The sequence below is a fragment of the Micromonospora sp. NPDC048905 genome (genome assembly GCF_040649655.1).
Lineage (GTDB): Bacteria > Actinomycetota > Actinomycetes > Mycobacteriales > Micromonosporaceae > Micromonospora.
Map to the genome: position 1 here is coordinate 290,126 of NZ_JBEZFV010000003.1, position 20,863 is coordinate 310,988.

The 20,863-nt window shown below is 71.3% G+C and carries 22 protein-coding genes; 10 read left to right on the forward strand and 12 right to left on the reverse strand.

Features of this window, described 5'->3' with window-relative positions; all coding sequences use genetic code 11:
- Positions 1-25: 25 nt before the first annotated feature.
- Complete coding sequence (locus AB0C01_RS09515; RefSeq protein ID WP_357570835.1) at positions 26-2,176, reverse strand: ATP-dependent DNA helicase; 2,151 nt, start codon at positions 2,174-2,176, stop codon at positions 26-28.
- Between the two features lie 143 nt (positions 2,177-2,319).
- Between AB0C01_RS09515 and AB0C01_RS09520 the strand changes: the two genes are divergently transcribed.
- Positions 2,320-2,826 carry a DUF402 domain-containing protein gene (locus tag AB0C01_RS09520; RefSeq protein ID WP_357253747.1) on the forward strand — a complete coding sequence of 169 codons (507 nt, stop codon included), beginning with the start codon at positions 2,320-2,322 and terminating at the stop codon, positions 2,824-2,826.
- A 19-nt stretch (positions 2,827-2,845) separates the two neighbouring features.
- Here the strand turns inward: AB0C01_RS09520 and sigJ are convergent, their stop codons facing one another.
- On the reverse strand, positions 2,846-3,811 hold the full coding sequence (gene sigJ, locus AB0C01_RS09525; RefSeq protein WP_357253749.1) for an RNA polymerase sigma factor SigJ: 966 nt from the start codon (positions 3,809-3,811) through the stop codon (positions 2,846-2,848).
- Between the two features lie 170 nt (positions 3,812-3,981).
- Here sigJ and AB0C01_RS09530 point away from each other — a divergent pair, with 170 nt between their 5' ends.
- The 3 genes from AB0C01_RS09530 to AB0C01_RS09540 all read left to right on the forward strand — a co-directional run bounded on the left by AB0C01_RS09530 (position 3,982) and on the right by AB0C01_RS09540 (position 6,696).
- Positions 3,982-4,923 carry a PPK2 family polyphosphate kinase gene (locus tag AB0C01_RS09530; RefSeq protein ID WP_357253751.1) on the forward strand — a complete coding sequence of 314 codons (942 nt, stop codon included), beginning with the start codon at positions 3,982-3,984 and terminating at the stop codon, positions 4,921-4,923.
- Positions 4,924-5,051: 128 nt separating this feature from the next.
- Entirely contained in the window at positions 5,052-5,678 is a 627-nt protein-coding gene (locus AB0C01_RS09535) for a DUF47 family protein (protein ID WP_053655020.1), read from the forward strand.
- A gap of 4 nt (positions 5,679-5,682) precedes the next feature.
- Complete coding sequence (locus tag AB0C01_RS09540) at positions 5,683-6,696, forward strand: inorganic phosphate transporter (protein ID WP_357068198.1); 1,014 nt, start codon at positions 5,683-5,685, stop codon at positions 6,694-6,696.
- A gap of 51 nt (positions 6,697-6,747) precedes the next feature.
- Here the strand turns inward: AB0C01_RS09540 and AB0C01_RS09545 are convergent, their stop codons facing one another.
- Positions 6,748-7,716: a Gfo/Idh/MocA family oxidoreductase gene (locus AB0C01_RS09545; RefSeq protein WP_357253753.1), complete on the reverse strand. Its 969-nt coding sequence runs from the start codon at positions 7,714-7,716 to the stop codon at positions 6,748-6,750.
- Between the two features lie 105 nt (positions 7,717-7,821).
- Between AB0C01_RS09545 and AB0C01_RS09550 the strand changes: the two genes are divergently transcribed.
- Complete coding sequence (locus AB0C01_RS09550) at positions 7,822-8,655, forward strand: NUDIX hydrolase (protein ID WP_357253755.1); 834 nt, start codon at positions 7,822-7,824, stop codon at positions 8,653-8,655.
- A 135-nt stretch (positions 8,656-8,790) separates the two neighbouring features.
- Here AB0C01_RS09550 and pstB read toward each other — a convergent pair whose 3' ends face one another.
- From pstB to AB0C01_RS09585, 7 genes are all read right to left on the reverse strand, one after another.
- Positions 8,791-9,567 (reverse strand): phosphate ABC transporter ATP-binding protein PstB, encoded by a 777-nt coding sequence (gene pstB / locus AB0C01_RS09555; protein ID WP_355027583.1) that lies wholly within the window; start codon positions 9,565-9,567, stop codon positions 8,791-8,793.
- 17 nt (positions 9,568-9,584) lie between these two features.
- Complete coding sequence (gene pstA, locus AB0C01_RS09560) at positions 9,585-10,673, reverse strand: phosphate ABC transporter permease PstA (RefSeq protein ID WP_357253757.1); 1,089 nt, start codon at positions 10,671-10,673, stop codon at positions 9,585-9,587.
- A complete protein-coding gene (gene pstC / locus AB0C01_RS09565) occupies positions 10,670-11,761 on the reverse strand; it encodes a phosphate ABC transporter permease subunit PstC (protein ID WP_357253759.1) in 1,092 nt (363 codons plus the stop codon). The genes pstA and pstC overlap by 4 nt, the downstream gene beginning before the upstream one ends.
- Positions 11,762-11,799: 38 nt before the next feature.
- Positions 11,800-12,906, reverse strand: a complete 1,107-nt coding sequence (pstS, locus tag AB0C01_RS09570) for a phosphate ABC transporter substrate-binding protein PstS (protein ID WP_357253761.1) — start codon at positions 12,904-12,906, stop codon at positions 11,800-11,802.
- A gap of 290 nt (positions 12,907-13,196) precedes the next feature.
- The gene (gene mshD / locus AB0C01_RS09575; RefSeq protein WP_357253763.1) at positions 13,197-14,123 is read right to left on the reverse strand and encodes a mycothiol synthase; all 927 of its coding nucleotides are present in this window, start codon (positions 14,121-14,123) and stop codon (positions 13,197-13,199) included.
- 128 nt (positions 14,124-14,251) lie between these two features.
- Complete coding sequence (locus AB0C01_RS09580; protein WP_357570836.1) at positions 14,252-15,115, reverse strand: polysaccharide deacetylase family protein; 864 nt, start codon at positions 15,113-15,115, stop codon at positions 14,252-14,254.
- 154 nt (positions 15,116-15,269) lie between these two features.
- A complete protein-coding gene (locus AB0C01_RS09585) occupies positions 15,270-15,989 on the reverse strand; it encodes a response regulator transcription factor (RefSeq protein ID WP_357253767.1) in 720 nt (239 codons plus the stop codon).
- A gap of 242 nt (positions 15,990-16,231) precedes the next feature.
- On the opposite strand from AB0C01_RS09585, the gene AB0C01_RS09590 reads away from it, so the two are divergent.
- The 5 genes from AB0C01_RS09590 (at position 16,232) to AB0C01_RS09610 (ending at position 19,734) form a co-directional block, all read left to right on the forward strand.
- Positions 16,232-17,293 carry a hypothetical protein gene (locus AB0C01_RS09590; RefSeq protein WP_357253768.1) on the forward strand — a complete coding sequence of 354 codons (1,062 nt, stop codon included), beginning with the start codon at positions 16,232-16,234 and terminating at the stop codon, positions 17,291-17,293.
- A 104-nt stretch (positions 17,294-17,397) separates the two neighbouring features.
- Positions 17,398-18,186 (forward strand): DUF2993 domain-containing protein, encoded by a 789-nt coding sequence (locus AB0C01_RS09595; protein WP_357253769.1) that lies wholly within the window; start codon positions 17,398-17,400, stop codon positions 18,184-18,186.
- A gap of 92 nt (positions 18,187-18,278) precedes the next feature.
- The gene (locus tag AB0C01_RS09600) at positions 18,279-18,356 is read left to right on the forward strand and encodes an Ms5788A family Cys-rich leader peptide (RefSeq protein WP_310503780.1); all 78 of its coding nucleotides are present in this window, start codon (positions 18,279-18,281) and stop codon (positions 18,354-18,356) included.
- 206 nt (positions 18,357-18,562) lie between these two features.
- Positions 18,563-19,411, forward strand: a complete 849-nt coding sequence (locus AB0C01_RS09605) for a sulfurtransferase (RefSeq protein ID WP_357253771.1) — start codon at positions 18,563-18,565, stop codon at positions 19,409-19,411.
- A 2-nt stretch (positions 19,412-19,413) separates the two neighbouring features.
- Entirely contained in the window at positions 19,414-19,734 is a 321-nt protein-coding gene (locus AB0C01_RS09610; protein ID WP_357253773.1) for a DUF1416 domain-containing protein, read from the forward strand.
- Between the two features lie 69 nt (positions 19,735-19,803).
- Here the strand turns inward: AB0C01_RS09610 and AB0C01_RS09615 are convergent, their stop codons facing one another.
- Both AB0C01_RS09615 and AB0C01_RS09620 read right to left on the reverse strand, forming a co-directional pair.
- Positions 19,804-20,553, reverse strand: a complete 750-nt coding sequence (locus tag AB0C01_RS09615) for a hypothetical protein (protein ID WP_357570837.1) — start codon at positions 20,551-20,553, stop codon at positions 19,804-19,806.
- Positions 20,543-20,728, reverse strand: a complete 186-nt coding sequence (locus tag AB0C01_RS09620) for a hypothetical protein (RefSeq protein ID WP_357570838.1) — start codon at positions 20,726-20,728, stop codon at positions 20,543-20,545. Before AB0C01_RS09620 ends, AB0C01_RS09615 begins: the two co-directional genes overlap by 11 nt.
- Between the last annotated feature and the right edge of the window lie 135 nt (positions 20,729-20,863).

Sequence of the window (20,863 nt, forward strand, 5' to 3'; positions counted from 1 at the left end):
CTTGGCGGCGCGTGGCGCGGCTGGGTCAGGACTTGGCGAGGCGTTGCAGGGCGCCTCGGGCCACCTCGGGGCGGGTCGTGTACCAGAACGGCGGCAGCGAGCGGCGCAGGAACGGCCCGTAGCCACGGGCCGTCTCCAGCCGGGAGTCGAGCACCGCGACCACGCCCCGGTCGCCGGTCGCCCGGATCAGCCGGCCCACACCCTGAGCCAGCCGGACCGCCGCGATCGGCACGCTGACCGCCGAGAAGCCGGAACCACCGCCCGCATCCACGGCCGCGGCACGGGCCGCCGCCAACGGCTCGTCCGGGCGCGGGAACGGCAGCCGGTCGATGACGACGAGCTGGCAGGCGTCACCCGGCACGTCCACGCCCTGCCAGAGCGACATCACGCCGAACAGGCAGCTCGCCCGCTCCTCCCGGAATCGGCGGACCAGCAACGGCAGCGCCTCCTCGCCCTGCAACAGCACCGGCAGGTCGGTCCGCGCGCGCAGCAGCTCCGCCGCCTGCTGCGCGGCCCGCCGAGAGGAGAAAAGCCCGAGAGTACGACCACCGAGCGCCTCGACCAGCCCGAGTAGCTCCTCCCCGGCGGCGTCGGGCAGCCCGGAGACGCTGGGGCGGGGCAGGTGCGCGGCGACGTACAGGATGCCCTGCCGGGCGTAGTCGAACGGCGAACCAACGTCGAGTGAGCGCCAACCGGGACCCTCGGTCGCCGGTACGACAGCACTCGGGGCGGCGTCGCCGGCGAGCCGACGGCCCGGTGACTCGGCAACCGGGCGACCCGTGCCGGTGCGGGCAGCCAGTGCGGCGGCGGCGGGGGTCGGCGGGGCGTCCAACCCGAGGGCGCGGGCCACCGTGTCGAACCGACCGCCCAACGCCAGGGTCGCGGAGGTGGCGACGACGGTGCGCTCGTCGTACAGGTGGGTGGCGAGGGTGCCGGCCACCGACAGCGGCGCCACGACAAGCGCCCGACGGCTGCCGCTGTCGTTCTTCTCCACCCAGGCCACGTCGTGGTCGCCCTCCTCGAGCAGCCGCTGGGCGGTGGTGGACAGCTCGTCCAGGGCGGCCTTGGCCTGCTGCTTGCGGACCGGGTCGGGGTCGTCGGACTTGATGTCGCCGATCGCGTCCAGGGCGGAGCGGGTCGCCGCGTCGAGCAGCGTGCACGCCTCCCGCAACGGCGTCGGCAGCCCGGCGGTGAGTCGCCCGGCCGGCGCCTCGGCCAGCCCGACCGCGAGGGCGTCACCGGCGGCGGTGAGCGCCTCGGCGGTCTCCGGCCGCAGCAGCGTACGGGCCCGCCGGGTGGTCCGGTCGATCAGCTCCGGCACCAGCTCCGCCTGCGCCGCGGAGGAGACCCGGTCGGCCAGCTCGTGTGCCTCGTCGACGATGAGCAGCTTGTGTGGCGGCACGATGTGCCGGTCGGCGAGCATGTCGACAGCGAGCAGGCTGTGGTTGGTCACCACGATGTCGGCCTCACGGGCACGGGCGCGGGACGCCTCGGCGAAGCACTCCTGCCCGAACGGGCAACGGGTCGCGCCGACGCACTCGCGGGCCGGCATGGACACCAGCCGCCAGGCCTGGTCGTCGACGCCGGGGTCCAGCTCGTCGCGGTCGCCGGTGGCGGTCTTCTCGGCCCAGTCGCGCAGCCGCTCGACCTGCTTGCCCAACCGGCCCGCCTCACCGAGCCACTTCGTGCCGCCCCCCGGCCGGGCCGCGGGGGCGTCGAAGAGGGTGTCCTCCGGTTCCTCCTCGGTGGAGTTGTCCAGTCGGGCGAGGCAGAGGTAGTGGTGGCGACCCTTGAGCACCGCGAAGGTGGGCCGGCGCCCCAGCACCGGCTCGACCGCGTCGGCCAGCCGGGGCAGGTCGTGGTCGACCAGTTGGGACTGCAACGCCAGGGTGGCGGTGGAGACCACCACCGGGCCGTCCACGGTGAGCGCCGGCGCGAGGTAGGCAAGCGACTTGCCGGTGCCGGTGCCGGCCTGCACGAGCAGGTGCTCGCCGCCGGCCACGCACTCCTCGATCGCCGTGGTCATCTGCTGCTGGCCGGGGCGTTCCGCGCCGCCGGGCACCGCGCCGACCGCCGCCGCCAGCAGCTCCGTGCCGCTGGGCCGGGCACCCCGCCGCCGGCCCTTGGCGCGGGCCGACGGAGTGGCGGAACCGGTGGTGCTGCGGGGCGGAGTCACCGTGCGACGGTACCCGCCGCCGCCGACACCGGCCGTGCCCCTCCGCCGCGTGGCGCGCCACGGGCCACGCTGGTCGTCCAGGTCGCGCCGTCCGGTTACCGCCGCACTACGACGGGTGGGCAGTATCGGTTAGGGTGCGAATCATGCCGAGCGACATGGTCCGCGTGATCTACCGCAAGTACGACGGCAGCGCCCACCGCGACTACCCGGCCCGCCGGCTCACCGAGGACGACCTCGGCATCTGGCTCGGCGTGCCCCAGGGCACCGAGTCGGTCTACCACGGCCGGCCGTCGGTGGAGAAGATCCCGTTCGTTCTGCTGGTGCCGCACCGCGCCTGGTGGACGGCCATGTTCAACCCCCCGCCCCGCACCAGCGAGGTCTACTGCGACATCACCACCCCGGCCCGCTGGGAGTCCGACGACACCGTCCACCTGATCGACCTGGACCTGGACGTCGTCCGGCGTCGGGCCACCGGCCTGGTGGAGCTGCTGGACGAGGACGAGTTCGCCGAGCACCGGGCGCGCTTCGGCTACCCGGACGACGTGGTCGCCGAGGCCGAGGCGGCGGCGCAACGGCTCTTCGGGGCGCTCGGCGACGGCACCGAGCCGTTCGCCACCTCGTACCGCAAGTGGTTGGGCCTGGTGGTCTGACGCCGCACGCCCGGCCGGCTCACCAGCGCGGTGGCCAGCGGTCGCCGTCGCCGAGCGGGGGCAGGTCGGCCAGCTTCTCCGGGTTGATCTGGTTGTAGATGGCGGTGATCCGGCCCTGGTCCACGGCGAACACGGTGACCAGGCGGATCGGCCGCCCGTCACTGTGCACGGTCTCCATCTGCAGGCCGAGCGCGCCGTCGACGAGCACGAGCCGGGCCAGCACCCGTCCGGCGTAGCGGCCGGTCCGGCCGAACAGGCCGAGCGTGAAGCGACCCACGGCGTCCGCGCCGACGACCGGCTGGCGGGCCGAGGGGTAGTGCCCGCCCGAGTCACCGACGAAGACCACGTCCGGCGCGAGCACCTGGAGCAGTTGGTCCAGCTCGCCGGACTCGGTGGCGGCGACGAACGCTTCGAGCACCCGGCGCTGCTCGGCCAGGTCCGCGGTGTGCCGGGGCACGTCCGGCGCGGTGACCGCCCGACGTGCCCGGTAGGCGAGCTGCCGGGCGGCCACCTCGGTGGTGCCGAGCACGTCGGCGACCCGGGCGAACGGCATCGCGAACACGTCGTGCAGCACGAGCGCGACCCGCTGCTCCGGCGCGAGTCGCTCCAGCACGACGAGCAACGCCGTGCCGACCTGGTCGGTGCGGACCGCCCGTTCGGCCGGGTCCGGCGCGTACCCGTCCGTGAGCGCCGCCGCGCCCAACGGGCTCACCACCGGCTCCGGCAGCCACTGCCCGGGGTACGTCTCCCGGCGGACCCGCGCCGAACGGAGCACGTCCAGGCAGATCCGGGCGCAGGTGGTGGTCAGCCACGCGGACAGCTCGCGGATCTCGGCGCGGGCGCTCGGGTCGGCGAGAGCCCCGGCGTAGCGCAGCCAGGTCTCCTGCACGGCGTCCTCCGCCTCACTGCGGCTGCCCAGCATCCGGCGGGCCACCGAGAGCAGCCGCCCCCGCTCGGCCTCGAACTCCGTCGCCAGATCCTGCACGACCCACCACCCTCCCCGCCGGCACCGCCCAGACGTCCATCCTCCCGCCGACCGGGCGCGCCGGCAGCCCCGCGTCCGACGGCGGGCCGACCCGCGGACCGTGCCGACCGGTGGTGGGGCGGGGTGGGCCTCGACGGGCGGATCGCCTGCGATTGGGCGATGATCCGTGGATGAGCGCACCCCAGCAAGGGCAGATCGTGGCACCGGACGGCGGTTCCGTGCGGGAGTTGCTGCGGGTCACCGCACCTGTGGATCTGGGCGCGGTCGACCCGCGGTCCACGCCCGGCGTGCCGAGTACGGCGGGGCGCGGCGAGCACCGTAAGGCCTGGGCGCGGGAGCAGGTGGAGCTGGTCGGCGGCGAGCTGGCCCGGCAGCAGGAAATGCTCTACGCGATGGCCAAGACCGGGTCGGATCGCCCGGCGCGCCGGGTGCTGCTGGTGCTGCAGGCGATGGACTGCGGTGGCAAGGACGGCACGATCAAGCGGGTGGCCGGCGCGATGAATCCGCTGGGCCTGCACATCCGCTCGTTCGGGCCGCCGACCCGCCAGGAGTTGCGGCACGACTTCCTGTGGCGGATCCGGCGGGAGTTGCCGCCGCCGGGGTACGTGGGGATGTTCAACCGATCGCACTACGAGGACGTGTTGATCGCCCGGGTCGGCTCGCTGGTGCCGGAGGCGACCTGGCGAGCACGCTATGACGAGATCAACTCGTTCGAGCGGGAGTTGACCGAGGGGCGGCTGACCGTGCTCAAGGTGATGCTGCACATCTCGTACGCCGAGCAGGGCAAGCGCCTGTTGGAGCGGCTCGACGACCCACGCAAGCACTGGAAGTACAACCCCTCCGACGTCGACTCCCGGTCGCACTGGGACGACTACCAGGCCGCGTACGCCGAGGCCCTCAGCCGGTGCGGCACGGACGCCGCGCCCTGGTTCGTGGTGCCGGCGGACCGTAAGTGGTACCGGGACTGGGCGGTGGCTCATCTGCTGCGTGAGACGTTCGACACCCTCGACCTGGGGTATCCGGCTGCCGATTTCGACGTCGATCGTGAGCGGGAGCGATTGGTTGCTGGGGGAGTGGATGCGGGTGGGACGGCCGAGATGAACAGCAGGTGAACGAGCGGTGAATGAGGCTTGGCCAGGGGTGGGCCGGCGAATTCGCGGTTCTACCGGCTCCTAGCATTCACCGAGCGGACGTTCTTCGGGCTCCGCCACCCTTCCACCGACGCGACGAGGTCTGTGCTGTGAAGTTTTCCTTCCGCCCCACCGAGGGCGCCTTCTACGAGCTCTTCACCAGGGCCGCGCAGAACCTGGTCCGGGGCACCGCGCTGCTCAACGAGCTGGCCCTGCCGGGTGTGGACGTCCAGTCCGTCAGCGAGCGGCTGACCGAGGTCGAGCACGACAGCGACCAGATCACCCATGACCTGTACAAGAAGATCAACTCGACGTTCATCACGCCGTTCGACCGGGAGGACATCTACCGGCTCGGCTCGCTGCTCGACGACGTGATGGACCACCTGGAAGCGGTGGGCGACCTGCTCTACCTCTACGGGCTGACCGAGCTGCCGGCGCTGCCCCGCGAGCTGCACGAGATGGTCAACGTGCTCGACCAGCAGGCCAAGCTGACCGCCGACGCGATGCCCCGACTGAAGTCGATGAAGGATCTTGAGGACTACTGGATCGAGTGCAACCGGCTGGAGAACGAGGGCGACCGGATCAACCGGCAGTTGCTCGTCCGCCTCTTCTCCGGTGAGTACGACGCGTTGACGGTGCTGAAGATGAAGGAGGTCGCCGACGAGCTGGAGGCCGCCTGCGACGCCTTCGAGCACGTGGCCAACACGGTCGAGACCATCGCGGTCAAGGAGTCCTGAGCCGGTGACCTTCACACCCGAACTCATCGCCGTCCTGGCGGTGATCGGGGTAGCCCTGGCGTTCGACTACACCAACGGCTTCCACGACGCCGCCAACGCGATCGCGACAAGCGTCTCCACCCGGGCGCTGACCCCCAGGATCGCCCTCGGTCTCGCCGCGGTCGGCAACTTCGTCGGCGCGCACTTCGGCGCCGGCGTCGCCAAGACCGTCGGCGACGGCCTGGTCACCCTCCCGACCGGGGTGAACAGTCTCGGCGTGGTCTTCGCCGGGGTGCTCGGGGCGATCGCCTGGAACCTGATCACCTGGTACTTCGGTCTGCCCTCGTCGTCCTCGCACGCGCTCTTCGGCGGCCTGGTCGGCGCGACCCTGCTGTCCACCGGCGGCATCGTGCAGTGGGGCAACATCGGCGAGAAGGTGCTGCTGCCGATGGTGCTCTCGCCGATCGTCGGCCTGACCCTCGGCTACCTGCTGATGCTCGCCATCCTCTGGCTGTTCCGGAAGGGGCAGCCGGGCAAGCTCAACCGGGGCTTCCGCTGGGCGCAGACCGTCTCGGCGGCGGCCATGTCGGTCGGTCACGGCATGCAGGACGCCGCCAAGACCATGGGCATCGTCGTGCTGGCGCTCTACACCGGCGGCTTCCAGGAGAGCAAGACGCACATCCCGGGCTGGGTGTTCTGGACCTCGGCGACGATGCTGGCCCTGGGCACGTACGCCGGCGGCTGGCGGATCATCCGGACCCTCGGTCGCAAGATCATCGACCTGGGGCCGCCGGAGGGCTTCGCCGCCGAGACGGTCGCCAGCGCGGTGCTCTACTTCAACGCCCTGGTGCTGAAGGCCCCGATCTCCACCACCCACACGATCACCTCGGCGATCATGGGTGTCGGCGCGACGAAGCGGCTCTCCGCGGTCCGCTGGAACGTCGCCGGCAACATCGTGCTCGCCTGGATCATCACGTTCCCGGCCGCAGCGCTGATCGCCTGCGTCACGTACCTGCTGGTCCGGCCGCTCTTCGGCTGACCGGACCCGGCACCTCGACGGCCCCGGTCACCGCGACCGGGGCCGTTCGTGTCACTCGTACCGGACGCCGATCTGCTCGCGCACCGTGTCCAGCAGCGCCATCACCTCAAGGGTCGTGGAATGCGGCACCACCGGGCTCTCGGTCAGCCCGGCGGCCAGGCAGCGCTGCACCTCGATCGCCTCGTACTGGTAGCCGTTGCCGGCCCCGTCGGCGACGATCGTCTCCGGCTCCGCGCCGGCCCGGTGCAGGACCACGGAACCCGGCCGGAAGAACGGCTCCGGCAGGTCGATCCGCCCGGTGGTGCCCGTGATCGAGGCGGTCTGCCCGCTCAACCCGACCATGCCGCAGCTCAGCGTTGCCAGCGCTCCGCTGTCGTAGCCGAACAGCATGCCGGTGTTCTCGTCCGTCCCCTCCGGGCCGAGCTGCGCCCAGGAGCGGATGTGCTGCGGCACGCCGAGCAGCAGGTGGGCCAGGCTGATCGGGTAGATCCCCAGGTCGAGCAGGGCGCCCCCGCCCAGCGCGGCGTTGCGCATCCGGTGCTCCGGCGGGAACGGCCCGGCCACCCCGAAATCGGCCCGGACGCCGGTCACCGTGCCGATCGCCCCGTCCGCGATCAGGTCGACCACGCGCAGGATCAGCGGATTCAGCCGCATCCACATGGCCTCCATCAGGAAGACCCCGGCGGCGCGGGCGGTGTCCACCAGTTCGGTGCTGGTGGACAGGTCGAGGGTGAACGGCTTCTCCAACAGCACCGCCCGCCCGGCGGTCAGGCAGGTCATCGCCGCCTCGTGGTGCGCGGAGTGCGGGGTCGCCACGTAGATCGCGTCCACCTCCGGGTCGGCGGCCAACTCCACCCAGGAGCCGTACGCGCGCTTCGCGCCGTAGGTGTCGGCGAACCGCCGCGCGCTCTCGACGGCGCGCGAGCCGACCGCGACCAGCTCGGCGTCCGGCACCAGCCGGAGGTCTTCGGCGAAACGGCTGGCGATGTGGCCGGTGGCCAGGATGCCCCAACGAGTCATGCAGGGCACGCTAGCCGAGCCAGCTAAACCCGCCACTGCCCCCACCCACCCGACGAGGCTGGCGCGCTGCCGGCGGTCGCGCTGCCGCGAACTAGGCTCGCGGGCATGACGATCGACAGTGACGGCTTCGCCGCCCCGGCCGCCCTGGTCGAGCACGCCCGCCGGTTCCAGGCCGAGGGCGGCACCCCGGCGACGCCGCGGGTCGCCGCCACCGTGCTGCTGCTGCGTCCGACCGACGTCGACTTCGAGGTGTACGTCATCCGCCGGGTCGCCGCGATGACCTTCGGCGGGATGTACGCCTTCCCCGGCGGTGGGGTGGACCGCTCCGACTCCGCTGCACACCTGGACTGGGCCGGGCCGGCACCCGCCGAGTGGGCCGGGCGGCTCGGGGTGACCCCGGAAGCCGCGCAGGCCGTCGTCTATGCCGCCGCCCGGGAGGTCTTCGAGGAGGTGGGCGTGCTGCTTGCCGGCCCGGACCCGGCGACCGTGGTGGGCGACGTCAGCGGGGACGACTGGGAGGCCGCCCGGCAGGACCTGGAGGGGCGCCGGCTGGGCTTCGCCGAGCTGCTCGCCAACCGGCAGCTCACCCTGCGGTCGGACCTGCTGCTGCCGTGGAGCCGGTGGATCACCCCGGAGTTCGAGCCGCGTCGCTTCGACACGTACTTCTTCGTGGCCCTGCTGCCGGCGGGCCAGCGGACCCGCGACGTCTCCGGCGAGGCCGACCACACCCTGTGGATACGCCCGGCGGACGCGCTGGCCCGCGCGCAGGCCGGCGAGCTGACCATGCTGCCACCGACCCTGGTCACGCTGGCCCAGGTGGCGGCGGCCGGTGACCTGGCCGGGGTGGCGCGAGCGGCGGCCGATCGGGACGCCGCCAGCCCGGTCACCCCACGCCTGGACCTGCCCCCGGACGGCGCACCCCGCTTCGTCCTGGGCTGACCGGGAGTTGCCGCGCTGCCCGCCGGGCTCGCTCCTACCGAAAGATCGCGCTCGAACAGGGATGTAGTGGCCTCCGTTGCACGGTGAGGCCACTACATCCCTGATCGAGCGCGATCCTGGGTAGGGGTATGCGGCTCAGCCGAAGCGGCCGGTGATGTAGTCCTCGGTCTTCTTCACGCTCGGGTTGCTGAAGATCTTCTGGGTGTTGTCGTACTCGATCAGCCGGCCCGGGTCGCCGGTCTTCTCGATCGAGAAGAAGGCGGTCCGGTCCGACACCCGCGCGGCCTGCTGCATGTTGTGCGTCACGATGATGATCGTGAACTTGTCCTTGAGCTGGAACATCAGGTCCTCGATCGCCAGGGTGGAGATCGGGTCCAGCGCCGAGCACGGCTCGTCCATCAGGACGACCTGCGGCTCGACCGCGATGGTCCGGGCGATGCAGAGCCGCTGCTGCTGACCGCCGGAGAGGCCCGCGCCGGGCTTGCCCAGCCGGTCCTTGACCTCGTCCCACAGGTTCGCCGAGCGCAGTGCCTTCTCGGCCGCGTCCTCCAGGATCGACTTCCGGCGGACGCCGTTGAGCTTCAGCCCGGCCACCACGTTCTCGAAGATGCTCATGGTGGGGAACGGGTTCGGCCGCTGGAAGACCATGCCGATCGTGCGCCGGACCGCGGTGACGTCCACGTCCCGGTCGTAGATGTCCTGGTCGTCGATGGTCAGGCTGCCCTCGACCCGGGCGCCCGGCAGCACCTCGTGCATGCGGTTGATCGACCGCAGGAACGTGGACTTGCCGCAACCGGACGGCCCGATCAGGGCGGTGACGGTCTTCGGCTCGACGGTCAGGTTGATGTTCTCGATCGCCTTGAAGCCGCCGTAGTACGCGGTGACGTTCGAGGCGGAGACGCGCTTGGCCATGGTGGTACCTCCGGGGTTCATCGGCTGAGCCTGTTGCGACGGGCCAGCAACTTCGCCGCGATCGTCAGGATGAGCACGAGGGCGACCAGGGTGAGTGCCGCGGTCCACGCCCGTGCCGGTGCGTACTTCGACGCGTCACCGGCCTGCTGGTAGACGAAGAGGGACAGCGACGACTGGCTGTTCTCGAAGGGGTTCGTGTTGATCGCGGCGCCGCCGCCGGCGACCAGCAGCACCGGTGCGGTCTCGCCGGCCGCGCGGGCGATGGCGAGCATGACGCCGGTGACGATGCCGGGCAGTGCCGTCGGCACCACCACCCGCAGGATGGTCTTCCACTTGGGTACGCCGAGCGCGTACGCGCCCTCGCGCAGTGGCGCCGGGACGAGGCGGAGCATCTCCTCGGTGGACCGGACGATGGTGGGCAGCATGAGCACGCTCAGCGCGAGCGCGGCGGCGAAGCCGGAGAAGCTGGGCCGGCCGTCGTTGAACCACGGCGACACGACGAGCACCCAGAACGCCAGCACGAAGAGGCCGGAGACGATCGACGGGATGCCGGTCATCACGTCCACGAAGAACCGGATCGCGAAGGCGAACTTGCCCCGCCCGTACTCGACGATGTAGATGGCGCAGAGAACGCCGAGCGGGACGGTGATCAGGGTGGCGATGCCGACCTGCTCCAGCGTGCCGACGATCGCGTGGTACGCGCCGCCGTTGGCGTCCCGGGCCCCGATGTTGTTCATCGAGGTCTGGAAGAAGTTGCCGTCCAGCCGCTCGGTGCCCTTGCTGACCAGCGTCCAGACCACCGAGATGAGCGGCAGCACCGCCAGCACGAACGCGGAGTGGATCAGCGCGCTCCAGGTGCGGTTGCGGGCCGACCGGCGCCCCTCGACCGCGTTGGCCGCGGCGAAGAGCCCGACCAGGTAGAGCACCGCGCCGAGGACGACCACGAGGACCGGGCCGCCGATGTCGGTGCCGTAGACGAGCACGGCGGAGAGCGCCAGGGCCGCCACGGCGATGGCCGGGGCGGCGTACCAGGGCAGTCGCCTGGCCCGCAGCGAGTCGGGCTGGGCCGGGGGCCGGGTGCGGTGGGAGGTGACGGTTGTGGTCATGCGGCCGACTCCGTGAACTCCCGGCGGCGGTAGATGATCGCCCGCGCCGTGATGTTGACGATCAGCGTGATGGCGAACAGCACCAGGCCGGAGGCGATCAACGCGCCCCGGCCGGTCTCGTTCGCCTCGCCGAACGCGTTGGCGATGTTGGCGGCGATGGTGTTGCCGCCGTTCTGGATCAGGTTGAACGAGATGTTGAAGGTGATGCCGAGGGTCAGCGCCAGGGCGATGGTCTCGCCGAGCGCCCGGCCGAGGCCGAGCATCATCGCGGCGATGATGCCGGGGCGGCCGTACGGGAGCACCGCGGTGCGGAGCATCTCCCAGCGGGTGGCGCCCAGGGCGAGGGCGGCTTCCTCGTTCGCGGTCGGCGTCTGGAGGAACACCTCGCGGGAGAGCGAGGTGATGATCGGCAGCACCATGATCGCGAGCACCAGAGCGCCCAGCATGACGGACGCCCCGAAGGGGCCGTCACCGCCGAAGAGCGGGATCCAGCCGAAGTGCTGGTTCAGCCAGACCGAGAAGTCCCGCACCGGGCTGCTGAAGACGTCCCGCCCCCACAGACCGAAGACCACGCTCGGTACGGCGGCCAGCAGGTCGACCAGGAAGCCGAGCGCGGTGCCCAACCGGCGCGGCGCGTAGTGCGAGAGGTAGAGCGCGATACCGAGCGCCACCGGCACCGCGATGAGCAGTGCGAGCGCCGAGCTGAGCACGGTGCCGAAGGCGAGCGCGCCGATGCCGAACTTCGGCTGGGTTTCGTTGGGGGACCAGCCCTCGTAGGACCAGAAGTTCTCGGTGTTGGCGCGGAGGGCCGGCACCGCCTTGGCGACCAGGAAGATCGCGATGGCGGCGATGATGACCAGAACGGCGGTGCCGGCGGCCAGGGTGAGACCGCGGAAGGCCCGCTCGGCGCCGAACTTACGGCTGCGCGGCAGCGCGCCGCCGCCGCCCAGCTCGGTGCCGCCCGGGGAACGGGTGCTGACTGGTGCCTCGGCCACACGCGCCGAGGCACCGGCGGACCACTCGTGACTCTGAGTCACGTGCGTCCCACCGGTGCCGGCGTCGGCCGAGCGGTGAGGGGTTTCACCCATCTGCTCGCTCGATTCGGTTGCGGAGGTGTGGAATCGGGTCAGGAGAGGTTCTTGACCGCGGTCTCGACCTTGGTGCGGACCGTCTCCGGCAGCGGGGCGTAGCCCAGCTCGGTGAGAGAGGCCTGGCCCTCGGCGCTGGCGGCGTGGCCCAGCAGGCCCTTGACCAGCTTCAACTTGTCGGCCGCGAGGCCCTTGCTGCAGACGACCTCGTACGTCGCCAGGACGATCGGGTAGGCCCCGGTCTCCTTGGTGTTGTAGTCGATCGACAGCTTGAGGTCGTCGCCCTGGCCGTCGACCTTGGCGCCGGCGATGGTCTTGCCGGCCGCCTCGGCGGTCAGCGCGGCGAACTCGCCGTTGCCGTTGCCGATCTTGGACATCTTCAGGCCGGCGTTCTCGGCGAACGACCACTCCATGTAGCCGATGGAGCCGTCGGCAGCCTTGACCTTGCTGGCCACGCCGTCCGAGCCCTTGGCGCCGGTGCCGCCCGGGGCCTTCCACGCCTTGGCGTTGCCCAGGGTCCAGTCGCTCTCAGCGGTCTTCGAGAGGTACTTGGTGAAGTTGTCGGTGGTGCCCGACTCGTCCGAGCGGTGGATGGTCTGGATCGTGGTCGCCGGGAGCTTGGCGTCCGGGTTGTCGGCCTTGATCGTGGCGTCGTCCCACTTGGTGACCTTGCCGGCGAAGATCTTCGCCAGGGTGGCCGGCTTGAGCTGGAGGTTGTCCACGCCGCTGACGTTGTAGGCGACGGCCACCGGGCCGATCACCATCGGCAGGTGGATGGCCTTGCCACCGACGCACTTGGCGTCCGCCTGCGGCTGCTCCTCCGGCTTGAGCGCGGAGTCGGAGCCGGCGAAGTCGGCGGTCCCGGCGATGAACGCCTGGATGCCGGCGCCGGAGCCGGAAGCCTCGTAGTTGATCGTGGTGCCCTGGCACTTCTGCTGGTACGCCTTGATCCACTCGGCCATGGCGTTCTTCTGCGCCGACGAGCCCTGGGCGTTCAGCGTGCCGGTAGCGCAGTCGACCGCGGCGGCCGAGCCCGAAGCGTTCGCGCCGGAGGCGGGCCCGTTGTTGTCCGAGCCGCATGCACTGAGGCCGAGCGTCGCGGCAAGAGCGAGGCAGGCAATAGTGCCGTACCGCTGGAGCTTCACCTGAGGGGTTTCCCTTCGCGTCTGACTTGGCGCCCCGATCCCGGGGCCCGAGGACCGGCACTGACCGGCTGACACGAAAGTTAGAAGTGCCAGGTAGCCGGTTCGCCGGTCGTAAGTGAACGCGAGGTGAACACGTACGGCCGCCGAGATGACCGCTTGCTGAGGGCGAGTTGTCCGTTAAGTGAACCCGGATACACCTGTCGGAAGTATGGGTATATTTCCGGTTCGCCGTTATGCCGCCGAGGCCCGGCCGTTACCGCGCGGTGACCGGCCGGGGAGCGGGTCGACGGTCAGCCCAGGTGGTAGTTGATGTGCGCGGACCAACGGGCGAAGCCCAGCCGCTCGTAGAGCGCGACGGCCCCGGCGTTCGACTCGTCCACGTAGAGCATCACCCGGTCCAGGCCCCGCTTGTCCCGCAGGTACGCCAGCCCGGCGGTGGTCAGGGCCCGGCCGAGCCCGCCGCCGTGCGCGGTCGGCTCCACGCCCAGCACGTACACCTCGCCGATCCGGGCCGACCCCGGGCGTTCGTGCACCTTGGTCCAGTGGAAGCCGAGCAGTCGACCGGTGGCGGTCTCCTCGGCGAGCAGGAAGCCGGCCGGGTCGAACCACGGCTCGCCGAGGCGGACGCGCAGGTCGTCCGAGGTCCACCGCCCCTGCTCGGGGTGCTCGGCGAAGGCGCGTGAGTTGAGGATCAGCCACGCCGCGTCGTCCGACCCGGGCCGGAACGCGCGCAGCGCCACCCCGTCGGGCAGGCGCGGCTCACCCAGCGGAGCGGCCAGGGGGCGGCGCAACTGCCAGAGCACCCGCGCCCGGGTGAACCCGAGGTCGACGCCGAGCGCCGCGGCTGACGGGTGGTCGCCGTGCGCCCACGCCCGCAGCGGCCCGGTGGCCGAGGCGAGTACGCCCCGGGCCAGCGCGCGACCGGTGCCCCGGCGTCGGTACGCGGGGTGCACCACCAGCTCGACCCCGATCCCGCCGACCGGGTCGGTGGTGTCGAGGTGCGCGTACCCGGTGAGGGTGCCGTCGTCGGCGCGGGCGATCAGGTGCAGGGCCGGGGCGTCCGGGTCACGGAGGCGGAGCAGGACGTGCTCGTCCAGCGGGTCGGCGCCGTCGGTGTCGCCGGCGGCGCTGGCGAGGGCCAGTATCTCGCCGATCTCCGCCGGCGCCAGTCGGTCGGTCCGGGTCACCTGGTCGCTGGTCGGCTCCGCGCTGCTCATTCCGCCACCGTATCCGCTGCGTGTCCGGACGAATCTCCAACGCGGCGGGTCGTCGTCTGGGAGCGCCGCAGGCCGGCCAGGGGCGTGACCGCTCGCGCCAGCATCGGCGCGGACCCGGACGCCGCGCCTCACGTCGGGTCGGTGGGCAGCGCCTCCAACTCGAACCTCGCGGTCAGGTCGGGCAGGATCCGGCGCAGCGCGTCCACGGTGCCCTGCCGGTTCCCGCCGGCGTCGTGCAGCAGCACCACCGAGCCCGGTTCGGCCTGCGTCAACACGGTCGCGGTGATCTTGCCGGCGCCGGGCAGTTCCCAGTCCGACGGGTCCACCGACCAGTGCAGCGGGGTCATGCCGAGTTGCCGAGCCACCGACACCACGGGGTACGTCCACGCGCCGCCCGGCTGGCGGTACCAGACGATCGGAGCGTTCGGCACCGCCGCCCGGATCGCCGCGTTGGTGCGCAGCAGATCGGAGCGGATCGCGTCGGCCGAGCGGGCACCCAGGCCGACGTCGTGGTGCCACGAGTGGTTGCACAGGGTGTGCCCCTCGTTGACGATCGCCTGGATCAGGTCGGGGTGGTTCTGCGCGTTTTCGCCGACCACGCAGAACGTGGCGTGCACGTCGTACTCGCGCAGGAGGGCGAGGACCTGTGGGGTGTAGCGCGGGTCGGGGCCGTCGTCGAAGGTCAGCGCGAGTCGTGGGGAGCCGGAGGTGGCGTGCGCGCCGAACAGGTTGTCGGTGCCCGTCTTCGGCGCCGACCCGTCCTGACCGGTCTCGGCGGGGCCGGTGCTGGCGCTCGGGGTGCCGCTCGGCTCGCCACCGCTGGGCTGGTCGGCGTAGTGCGGCCCGTCGGCACCTGTCGTGGCCCCGGTGGAGAGCCCCGGAACCTGGTCGGGCACGAGACTGCGGCCCAGCGCGTACGCCGAGCCGAGCAGTGCCGCCACCACCACGGTCACGATCCCGGCCGCCCTCGCGGTCGAGTTGCCCCGCGTCACGGCCTGTGCCCGCCTGGCCGGTCACGCCGGCCCGTCGCCCCCGTGGTCACTGCGCGCACAGCCGCCCCCTTCTCCGACAAACCCGGCAGTCAGAATAGGACTGCCAAGCTGCGCAAAAAGGGCATATGGGAAATCGCTCGGGGCGACTCGCGGATCAGACCGGCAGTGGCACGTGCTCCGCCTCGGGCAGCGAACGCGACGGCGGAACGACGAACTTGTAGCCGACCTGGCGAACCGTGCCGATCATCGACTCGTACTCCGAGCCGAGCTTGGCGCGCAGCCGCCGGACGTGCACGTCCACCGTGCGGGTGCCGCCGAAGTAGTCGTAGCCCCAGACCTCGCGCAGGAGCTGGTCCCTGGTGAACACCCGACCCGGGTGCTGGGCCAGGAACTTCAACAGCTCGAACTCCTTGTAGGTGAGGTCGAGCGGCCGACCCTTGAGCTTGGCCGCGTACGTGTCCGGGTCGATGTTCAGCTCGCCGGCCCGGATCGAGCCGCCCGCGCCAGCCGTCGCGTTGCTCAGCCGGCCCACCGCCAGCCGCAGCCGGGCCTCGACCTCGGCGGGGCCGGCCGAGGCGAGGATGACGTCGTCGACGCCCCAGTCCGCGTTCAGCGCGATCAGGCCGGCCTCGGTCACCACCGCGACGAGCGGCACGCCGAGCCCGGTGGCGTGCAACATGCGGCAGGTCGCGCGGGCCTCGCTCAACTCCGAGCGGGCGTCCACCATCACCGCGTCCGGGCTGGGGCCCGCGACCAGGGTGCGAACGTCGCGCGGCGCGGTACGAACCGAATGCGGCAGCAGGTCGAGTGCCGGCAGCACAGCCGACGGTTCGCCTGCGCGCGCAGTCACCAGCAGCAGGATTTCCACGATCACCTCCGTCCCGGCGGCGCACGGCCGCACGCGACCAGACACACTCACGGGGGAGCGCGCTGAGAAATTGCGTGGTCCCGGCGTCGCTGACGGGCGGGGTAACGGGATGAGCGTAACCGATCGCCTTGGCCGCGCCGTCAGGCCATTTCCCGTTTGTCTACCTTGCCCCTGATCGTGGCCCAGGTTTTAACGTTGCTGAAACCCGTGACCACCGCTTCGGGCCGTCGGTCTGGCACGATCGGGTCGTGTTTCCCTCCACGTCGCCCGAGGCCGGCCGCGAATCGTGGCCCGCCGGGCCCCACCCGGGTCCGGCCGCCACACCGAGCCGCGGCCAACCGTCCGCGCCGCGTACCGGCCCGGCCACCACCACCGACGGCGACCGCCGCGAACGGGGTGGGCCTCGTCGGGCCCGGCGAGCCGGTGAGCCGGCCCGCCGATCCGAGGACGAGGTCGACGAGCCGGAGGAGGAGGTCGTACCCCCGGTCGAGGTACGCCGCCAGTTGGCGGTGACCATCGCCGGCTTCGCCGCGCTGCTCGGCCTCGGTCTGGTGCTCGGCGCACAGACCTCGGGTCCCGGTCACCGCCTGCCATTCGCCTTCATCATCTTCGGCGTCCAGTTGCTGTTCGTACTGGCCTGGACCATGGCCATGCGACCGCCCGCGCTGCTGGTCGTCGCCGGGATCAGCGCCGTGGTCGCGGCGCTCGTCGACATCGCCGCGGTGCAGACCGACGTCGCCGGCCTGGCGCCGCTGGGCTACCTGGCGGCCGGCGGGTTCCTCGCCGCGGTTCTCGGCCAGTTGGTCCGTCGGGTCGACCGGGTCCGGGTCACCGACTCACTCGGCGCCACGCTGCTCATCGTGGTCGGGGTGGTGGCCTTCGGCACCCTGATCGTGCTCAGCCGGATCCCGGCCGGCACCCAGGCGATCACCGTCTGCCTGTCCGCCAGCGGCGTCGCGCTGACCGTCGCCCGGTTGACCGACGCCGTGCTGCCCTGGCCCCGACTGGCTCCGCAGGTGCCGCGCGGCGCCGCTGGCGTGGTGGCCGGCGCGATGGTCGGCACGCTCACCAGCGCACTCCTGGGCAGCTACCTGGTGGCACCCTTCACGCCGACCCGGGCCGCCGTGATCGGCCTGGTCGCGGCGGTCACCGCCGTCCTCTCCGATCTCGCCGTGGGGTACGCGGAGGCGGGGCGGCTGATGGCCGGCGAGACGCCCACTATGTGGGTGGCCCGGCACATGCAGGGTCCGCTCGGCGGCTTCGCCCTCGCGGCGCCGGCCGCGTACGCCATGTGCATGCTCTTCCTCTGAGTCACGGTTGAGCGCGGAGCCGCTCGGGTACCAACGGGTGCGCCGCCCTGCGGCGTCGGTATGAACGACCCGTCGCGGCGCGACGGGCGGAGACAGGAGGCGGCGTGGCGCAGGACTATCCGGTGGACGAGGCGCGACCCCGACGGCGTGGCCGCAAGCTGCTCATCGGGCTGTTCGTGCTGCTCCTGCTGCTGGCCGGGTTGCTGGTCGTCGCCGACCGGGTGGCCGTCGGGGTCGCCGAGCGGATGATCGGCGAGCGCGTCCAGCAGGAGGTCGCCAAGCAGGGCGGGCAGGCCGCCAAGCCGGACGTGGAGGTCGCCGGAGTCCCGTTCCTCACCCAGGTGCTCGACGGTCGCTACGAGCGGATCTCGATCAAACTGCGGGACGTGCAGGCCCCGGTCGAGGGCGACACCGTGCGGTTGCCGGTGCTCAACGTGGACGCTCGCAACGTGCGGGCCTCGCTGGACACCCTGCGTACCGGCCAGGGCGACGTCGTGGCGGACACCGTCAACGGCACCGGCACGATCAGCTACGAGAGTCTGACCGCGCTGCTGAAGCGCCCGGGGCTCGTCCTCGGCGAGCAGAACGGCAAGCTCGCCGTCACGGGTCCGGCCGACATCCTCGGTCAGAAGATCACGATCAGCGGCACCGCCGACGTCACCGTCGCCGACAACGGCGCGGTCGCCCTGCGGTTCAACGACCTGGACGCCGCGGGTCTGCCGAACCTGCCGCTGGCCCGCACCTTCCTGAACAACTTCGCCAAGAGCATCTCCATCGATGTGCCCCTGCCGGATCTGCCGTTCCAACTCGCCGTCCGGGAGGTCCGCCCGCTGCCGGAAGGCTTGGCGGTCACCGCCGACGCGAAGAACGTGCCCATCAATTCCGTCAGCTGAGTGGCGACCCGGGCCGGACGACGGCCCGGGTCGTTCCCGGATGGTGGTCGGCCCAGTGGCAGCACGGTCACCGGCTGGTAGGCTCCCTGCTCATGGGGACCCACCTCACCAAACGGCGCGCGGTCGACCTGTGCCGCGTGGCCACCTGCCTGTGTCGCCCCGTCATCTGACGGCGGGGCTGTCTCCGGCCGCCTGACGGCGGCCACCGGCACAGGGTTCTCGCACCCTCCGGTGATCCCACCGAATGCCCGGCAGCGGCGCCGTCGCACGAACCCGTGATCCCGTCCTTCCGCTGGGTCCCGCGCGTGGTGCGACAGTTACACCCATCAATGCTCGCGCGTTGGCTCACCATCCATCCTCACCAGGGAGTGATTCGATGAGTCGCGACACCGCACTCGTTTCGGCCGAGTGGGCCGAGAAGAACCTCGACGCCCCGGGCGTCGTCTTCGTCGAGGTCGACGAGGACACCTCGGCCTACGACACCGGCCACATCGCCGGCGCCATCAAGATTGACTGGAAGACCGACCTGCAGGACCAGGTCCGCCGGGACTTCGTCAACAAGACGCAGTTCGAGGCGTTGCTCTCCGAGCGGGGCATCAGCAACGACGACACCGTCATCCTCTACGGCGGCAACAACAACTGGTTCGCCGCGTACGCCTACTGGTACTTCAAGCTCTACGGCCACGGCGACGTGAAGCTGCTCGACGGCGGTCGCAAGAAGTGGGAGCTGGATGCCCGCCCGCTGGTCACCGACTCGGTGACCCGCCCGGCGACGCAGTACGTCGCGCAGGAGCCGGACACCTCGATCCGGGCCTTCCGGGACGAGGTCGTGGCGGCGATCGGCACCAAGAACCTGGTCGACGTGCGCAGCCCCGACGAGTTCGCCGGCCGGCTGCTCGCCCCCGCCCACCTGCCCCAGGAGCAGGCGCAGCGGGGCGGCCACATCCCGACCGCGATCAGCGTCCCGTGGTCCAAGGCGGCCAACGAGGACGGCACCTTCCGGTCCGACGACGAGCTGCGCCGGATCTACGGCGACGCGGGCCTCGACGACGGCAGGGAGACCATCGCCTACTGCCGCATCGGTGAGCGCTCCTCGCACACCTGGTTCGTGCTCCAGGAGCTGCTGGGCCACCGCAACGTCAAGAACTACGACGGCTCCTGGACCGAGTACGGCTCGCTGGTCGGCGTGCCGGTCGCGCTCGGCGACGAACCCGGGGAGGCCTGATCATGACGCTCCCCACCGCCGCGGGTTGCGCCGCACCCGACCAGGCCGCGCCGCTGCCGGCCAGCCTGGACCTGGAGAAGGAAACCGTCATCACCGGGATCGTCCGCTCCGCTGAGGACGAGCCGGTGCCGGGTGCGTACGTCCGGCTGCTCGACTCGACGGGCGAATTCACCGCCGAGGTGGTGACCTCGGCGGCCGGCCAGTTCCGGTTCTTCGCCGCGCCGGGCTCCTGGACGCTGCGGGCACTGTCCCGCCACGGCAACGGCGACACCGCCGTCACCGCCGGCCGGGGCGTCAACGAGGTTGGCGTCACCGTCGCCTGACCCACTGCTCCGATCGACCGGGGCCGGACACCCACGCGGGTGGCCGGCCCCGGTCGTTTGTCGGCAGGGTCAGTAAGCCCGCAGCCTGCTCTGGTTGTCGGCGGGGGCCGAGTCGGGCGGAACCACCTTGTATTGGAGTTCCTCCAGCGCCCGAGCGGCGATACTCGGAGCATCACGTACCGCGGCCAGTAACTGGAGCTTTCGCCACTCCTCCCGCCCTTCCCCGACGGCGTTCCGCCATCCCTCGACGGTGTCGACGGAAAACTCCTCCACCACGGCCTGCAGGACGTCCTCAAGACAAGGCCGAAAGCGGTGTCCGCCGAGCGGGAAGTGGAACTTGGCAAGCCGTGGGACCTCGTGCCTGCGCTTACGGGCTCTTGGGCGTCCGCTCGGCCCGTCCTGCATGACAAAGGCGAATTCGTCACGGTGGCCGTGTACGTGGAGGTGGGCGCAAGGCACGCCGGGTTGGAACTCCCGGACGTACTCGTAGCGGAACAAGGGTGCCTTTTCGCCCTTGGGTGTGACATGGAGCCAGGAGGCGTCCGTGGCCAGGTGCCTGCCGCTCGAATCCATGCAGCAGTTGAACTTGATCAGCAGGTCAAGGCGGTGCTTGTTGTCGATGTACAGCGGAAACGTTCCGAAATCGTCTCCCTCGACGATGCCCACCATGACGCGACCGCCGTTCCTGCCGGGCATCAGCAGCGCGGACAGGTGCTTGTCTGTCCGCACGACTCGTTGCACTCGGCTGGTGATGTCGTCGGCGAAGGCGCTGGCTCGGGCGATCAGGTCCGGAGAGACGGGAGTCCCGTCAGTCGTCATCGCCGAGCAGGTAGTCGATCGAGCGGACCATCTCGTAGACGCTGCGTTCGTCGGCGCGGAGCTCGAAGTTGCGCCCCAGGTCATACAGCGTCTCTTTGCTCATGTGGACGCGCTCCAGGAGCCGAGCGCGCCACTCGCGCAGTTGCTGCGGGGTCTTGACGATGGCGGTGCCCATTGCTGGTCCTCTCGCCGTCGACGACGTCGCTGTTGGCGTCACCCTAGTGCCTCCCTCCGACGACGCGGACCGCGTTGCGGATCCTCGCGTCACTAGTCCACTACCCACCGTCAATCGATGGCACCGGCTGTTTGG

Coding starts and splice junctions, on each gene's coding strand:
- AB0C01_RS09520 (WP_357253747.1), top strand. CDS start 2,320: ATGCCGAGCGACATGGTCCGCGTGATCTACCGCAAGTACGACGGCAGC.
- AB0C01_RS09530 (WP_357253751.1), top strand. CDS start 3,982: ATGAGCGCACCCCAGCAAGGGCAGATCGTGGCACCGGACGGCGGTTCC.
- AB0C01_RS09545 (WP_357253753.1), bottom strand. CDS start 7,716: ATGACTCGTTGGGGCATCCTGGCCACCGGCCACATCGCCAGCCGTTTC.
- AB0C01_RS09550 (WP_357253755.1), top strand. CDS start 7,822: ATGACGATCGACAGTGACGGCTTCGCCGCCCCGGCCGCCCTGGTCGAG.
- pstB (WP_355027583.1), bottom strand. CDS start 9,567: ATGGCCAAGCGCGTCTCCGCCTCGAACGTCACCGCGTACTACGGCGGC.
- pstA (WP_357253757.1), bottom strand. CDS start 10,673: ATGACCACAACCGTCACCTCCCACCGCACCCGGCCCCCGGCCCAGCCC.
- pstC (WP_357253759.1), bottom strand. CDS start 11,761: ATGGGTGAAACCCCTCACCGCTCGGCCGACGCCGGCACCGGTGGGACG.
- mshD (WP_357253763.1), bottom strand. CDS start 14,123: ATGAGCAGCGCGGAGCCGACCAGCGACCAGGTGACCCGGACCGACCGA.
- AB0C01_RS09600 (WP_310503780.1), top strand. CDS start 18,279: ATGGGGACCCACCTCACCAAACGGCGCGCGGTCGACCTGTGCCGCGTG.
- AB0C01_RS09605 (WP_357253771.1), top strand. CDS start 18,563: ATGAGTCGCGACACCGCACTCGTTTCGGCCGAGTGGGCCGAGAAGAAC.
- AB0C01_RS09610 (WP_357253773.1), top strand. CDS start 19,414: ATGACGCTCCCCACCGCCGCGGGTTGCGCCGCACCCGACCAGGCCGCG.
- AB0C01_RS09615 (WP_357570837.1), bottom strand. CDS start 20,553: ATGACGACTGACGGGACTCCCGTCTCTCCGGACCTGATCGCCCGAGCC.
- AB0C01_RS09620 (WP_357570838.1), bottom strand. CDS start 20,728: ATGGGCACCGCCATCGTCAAGACCCCGCAGCAACTGCGCGAGTGGCGC.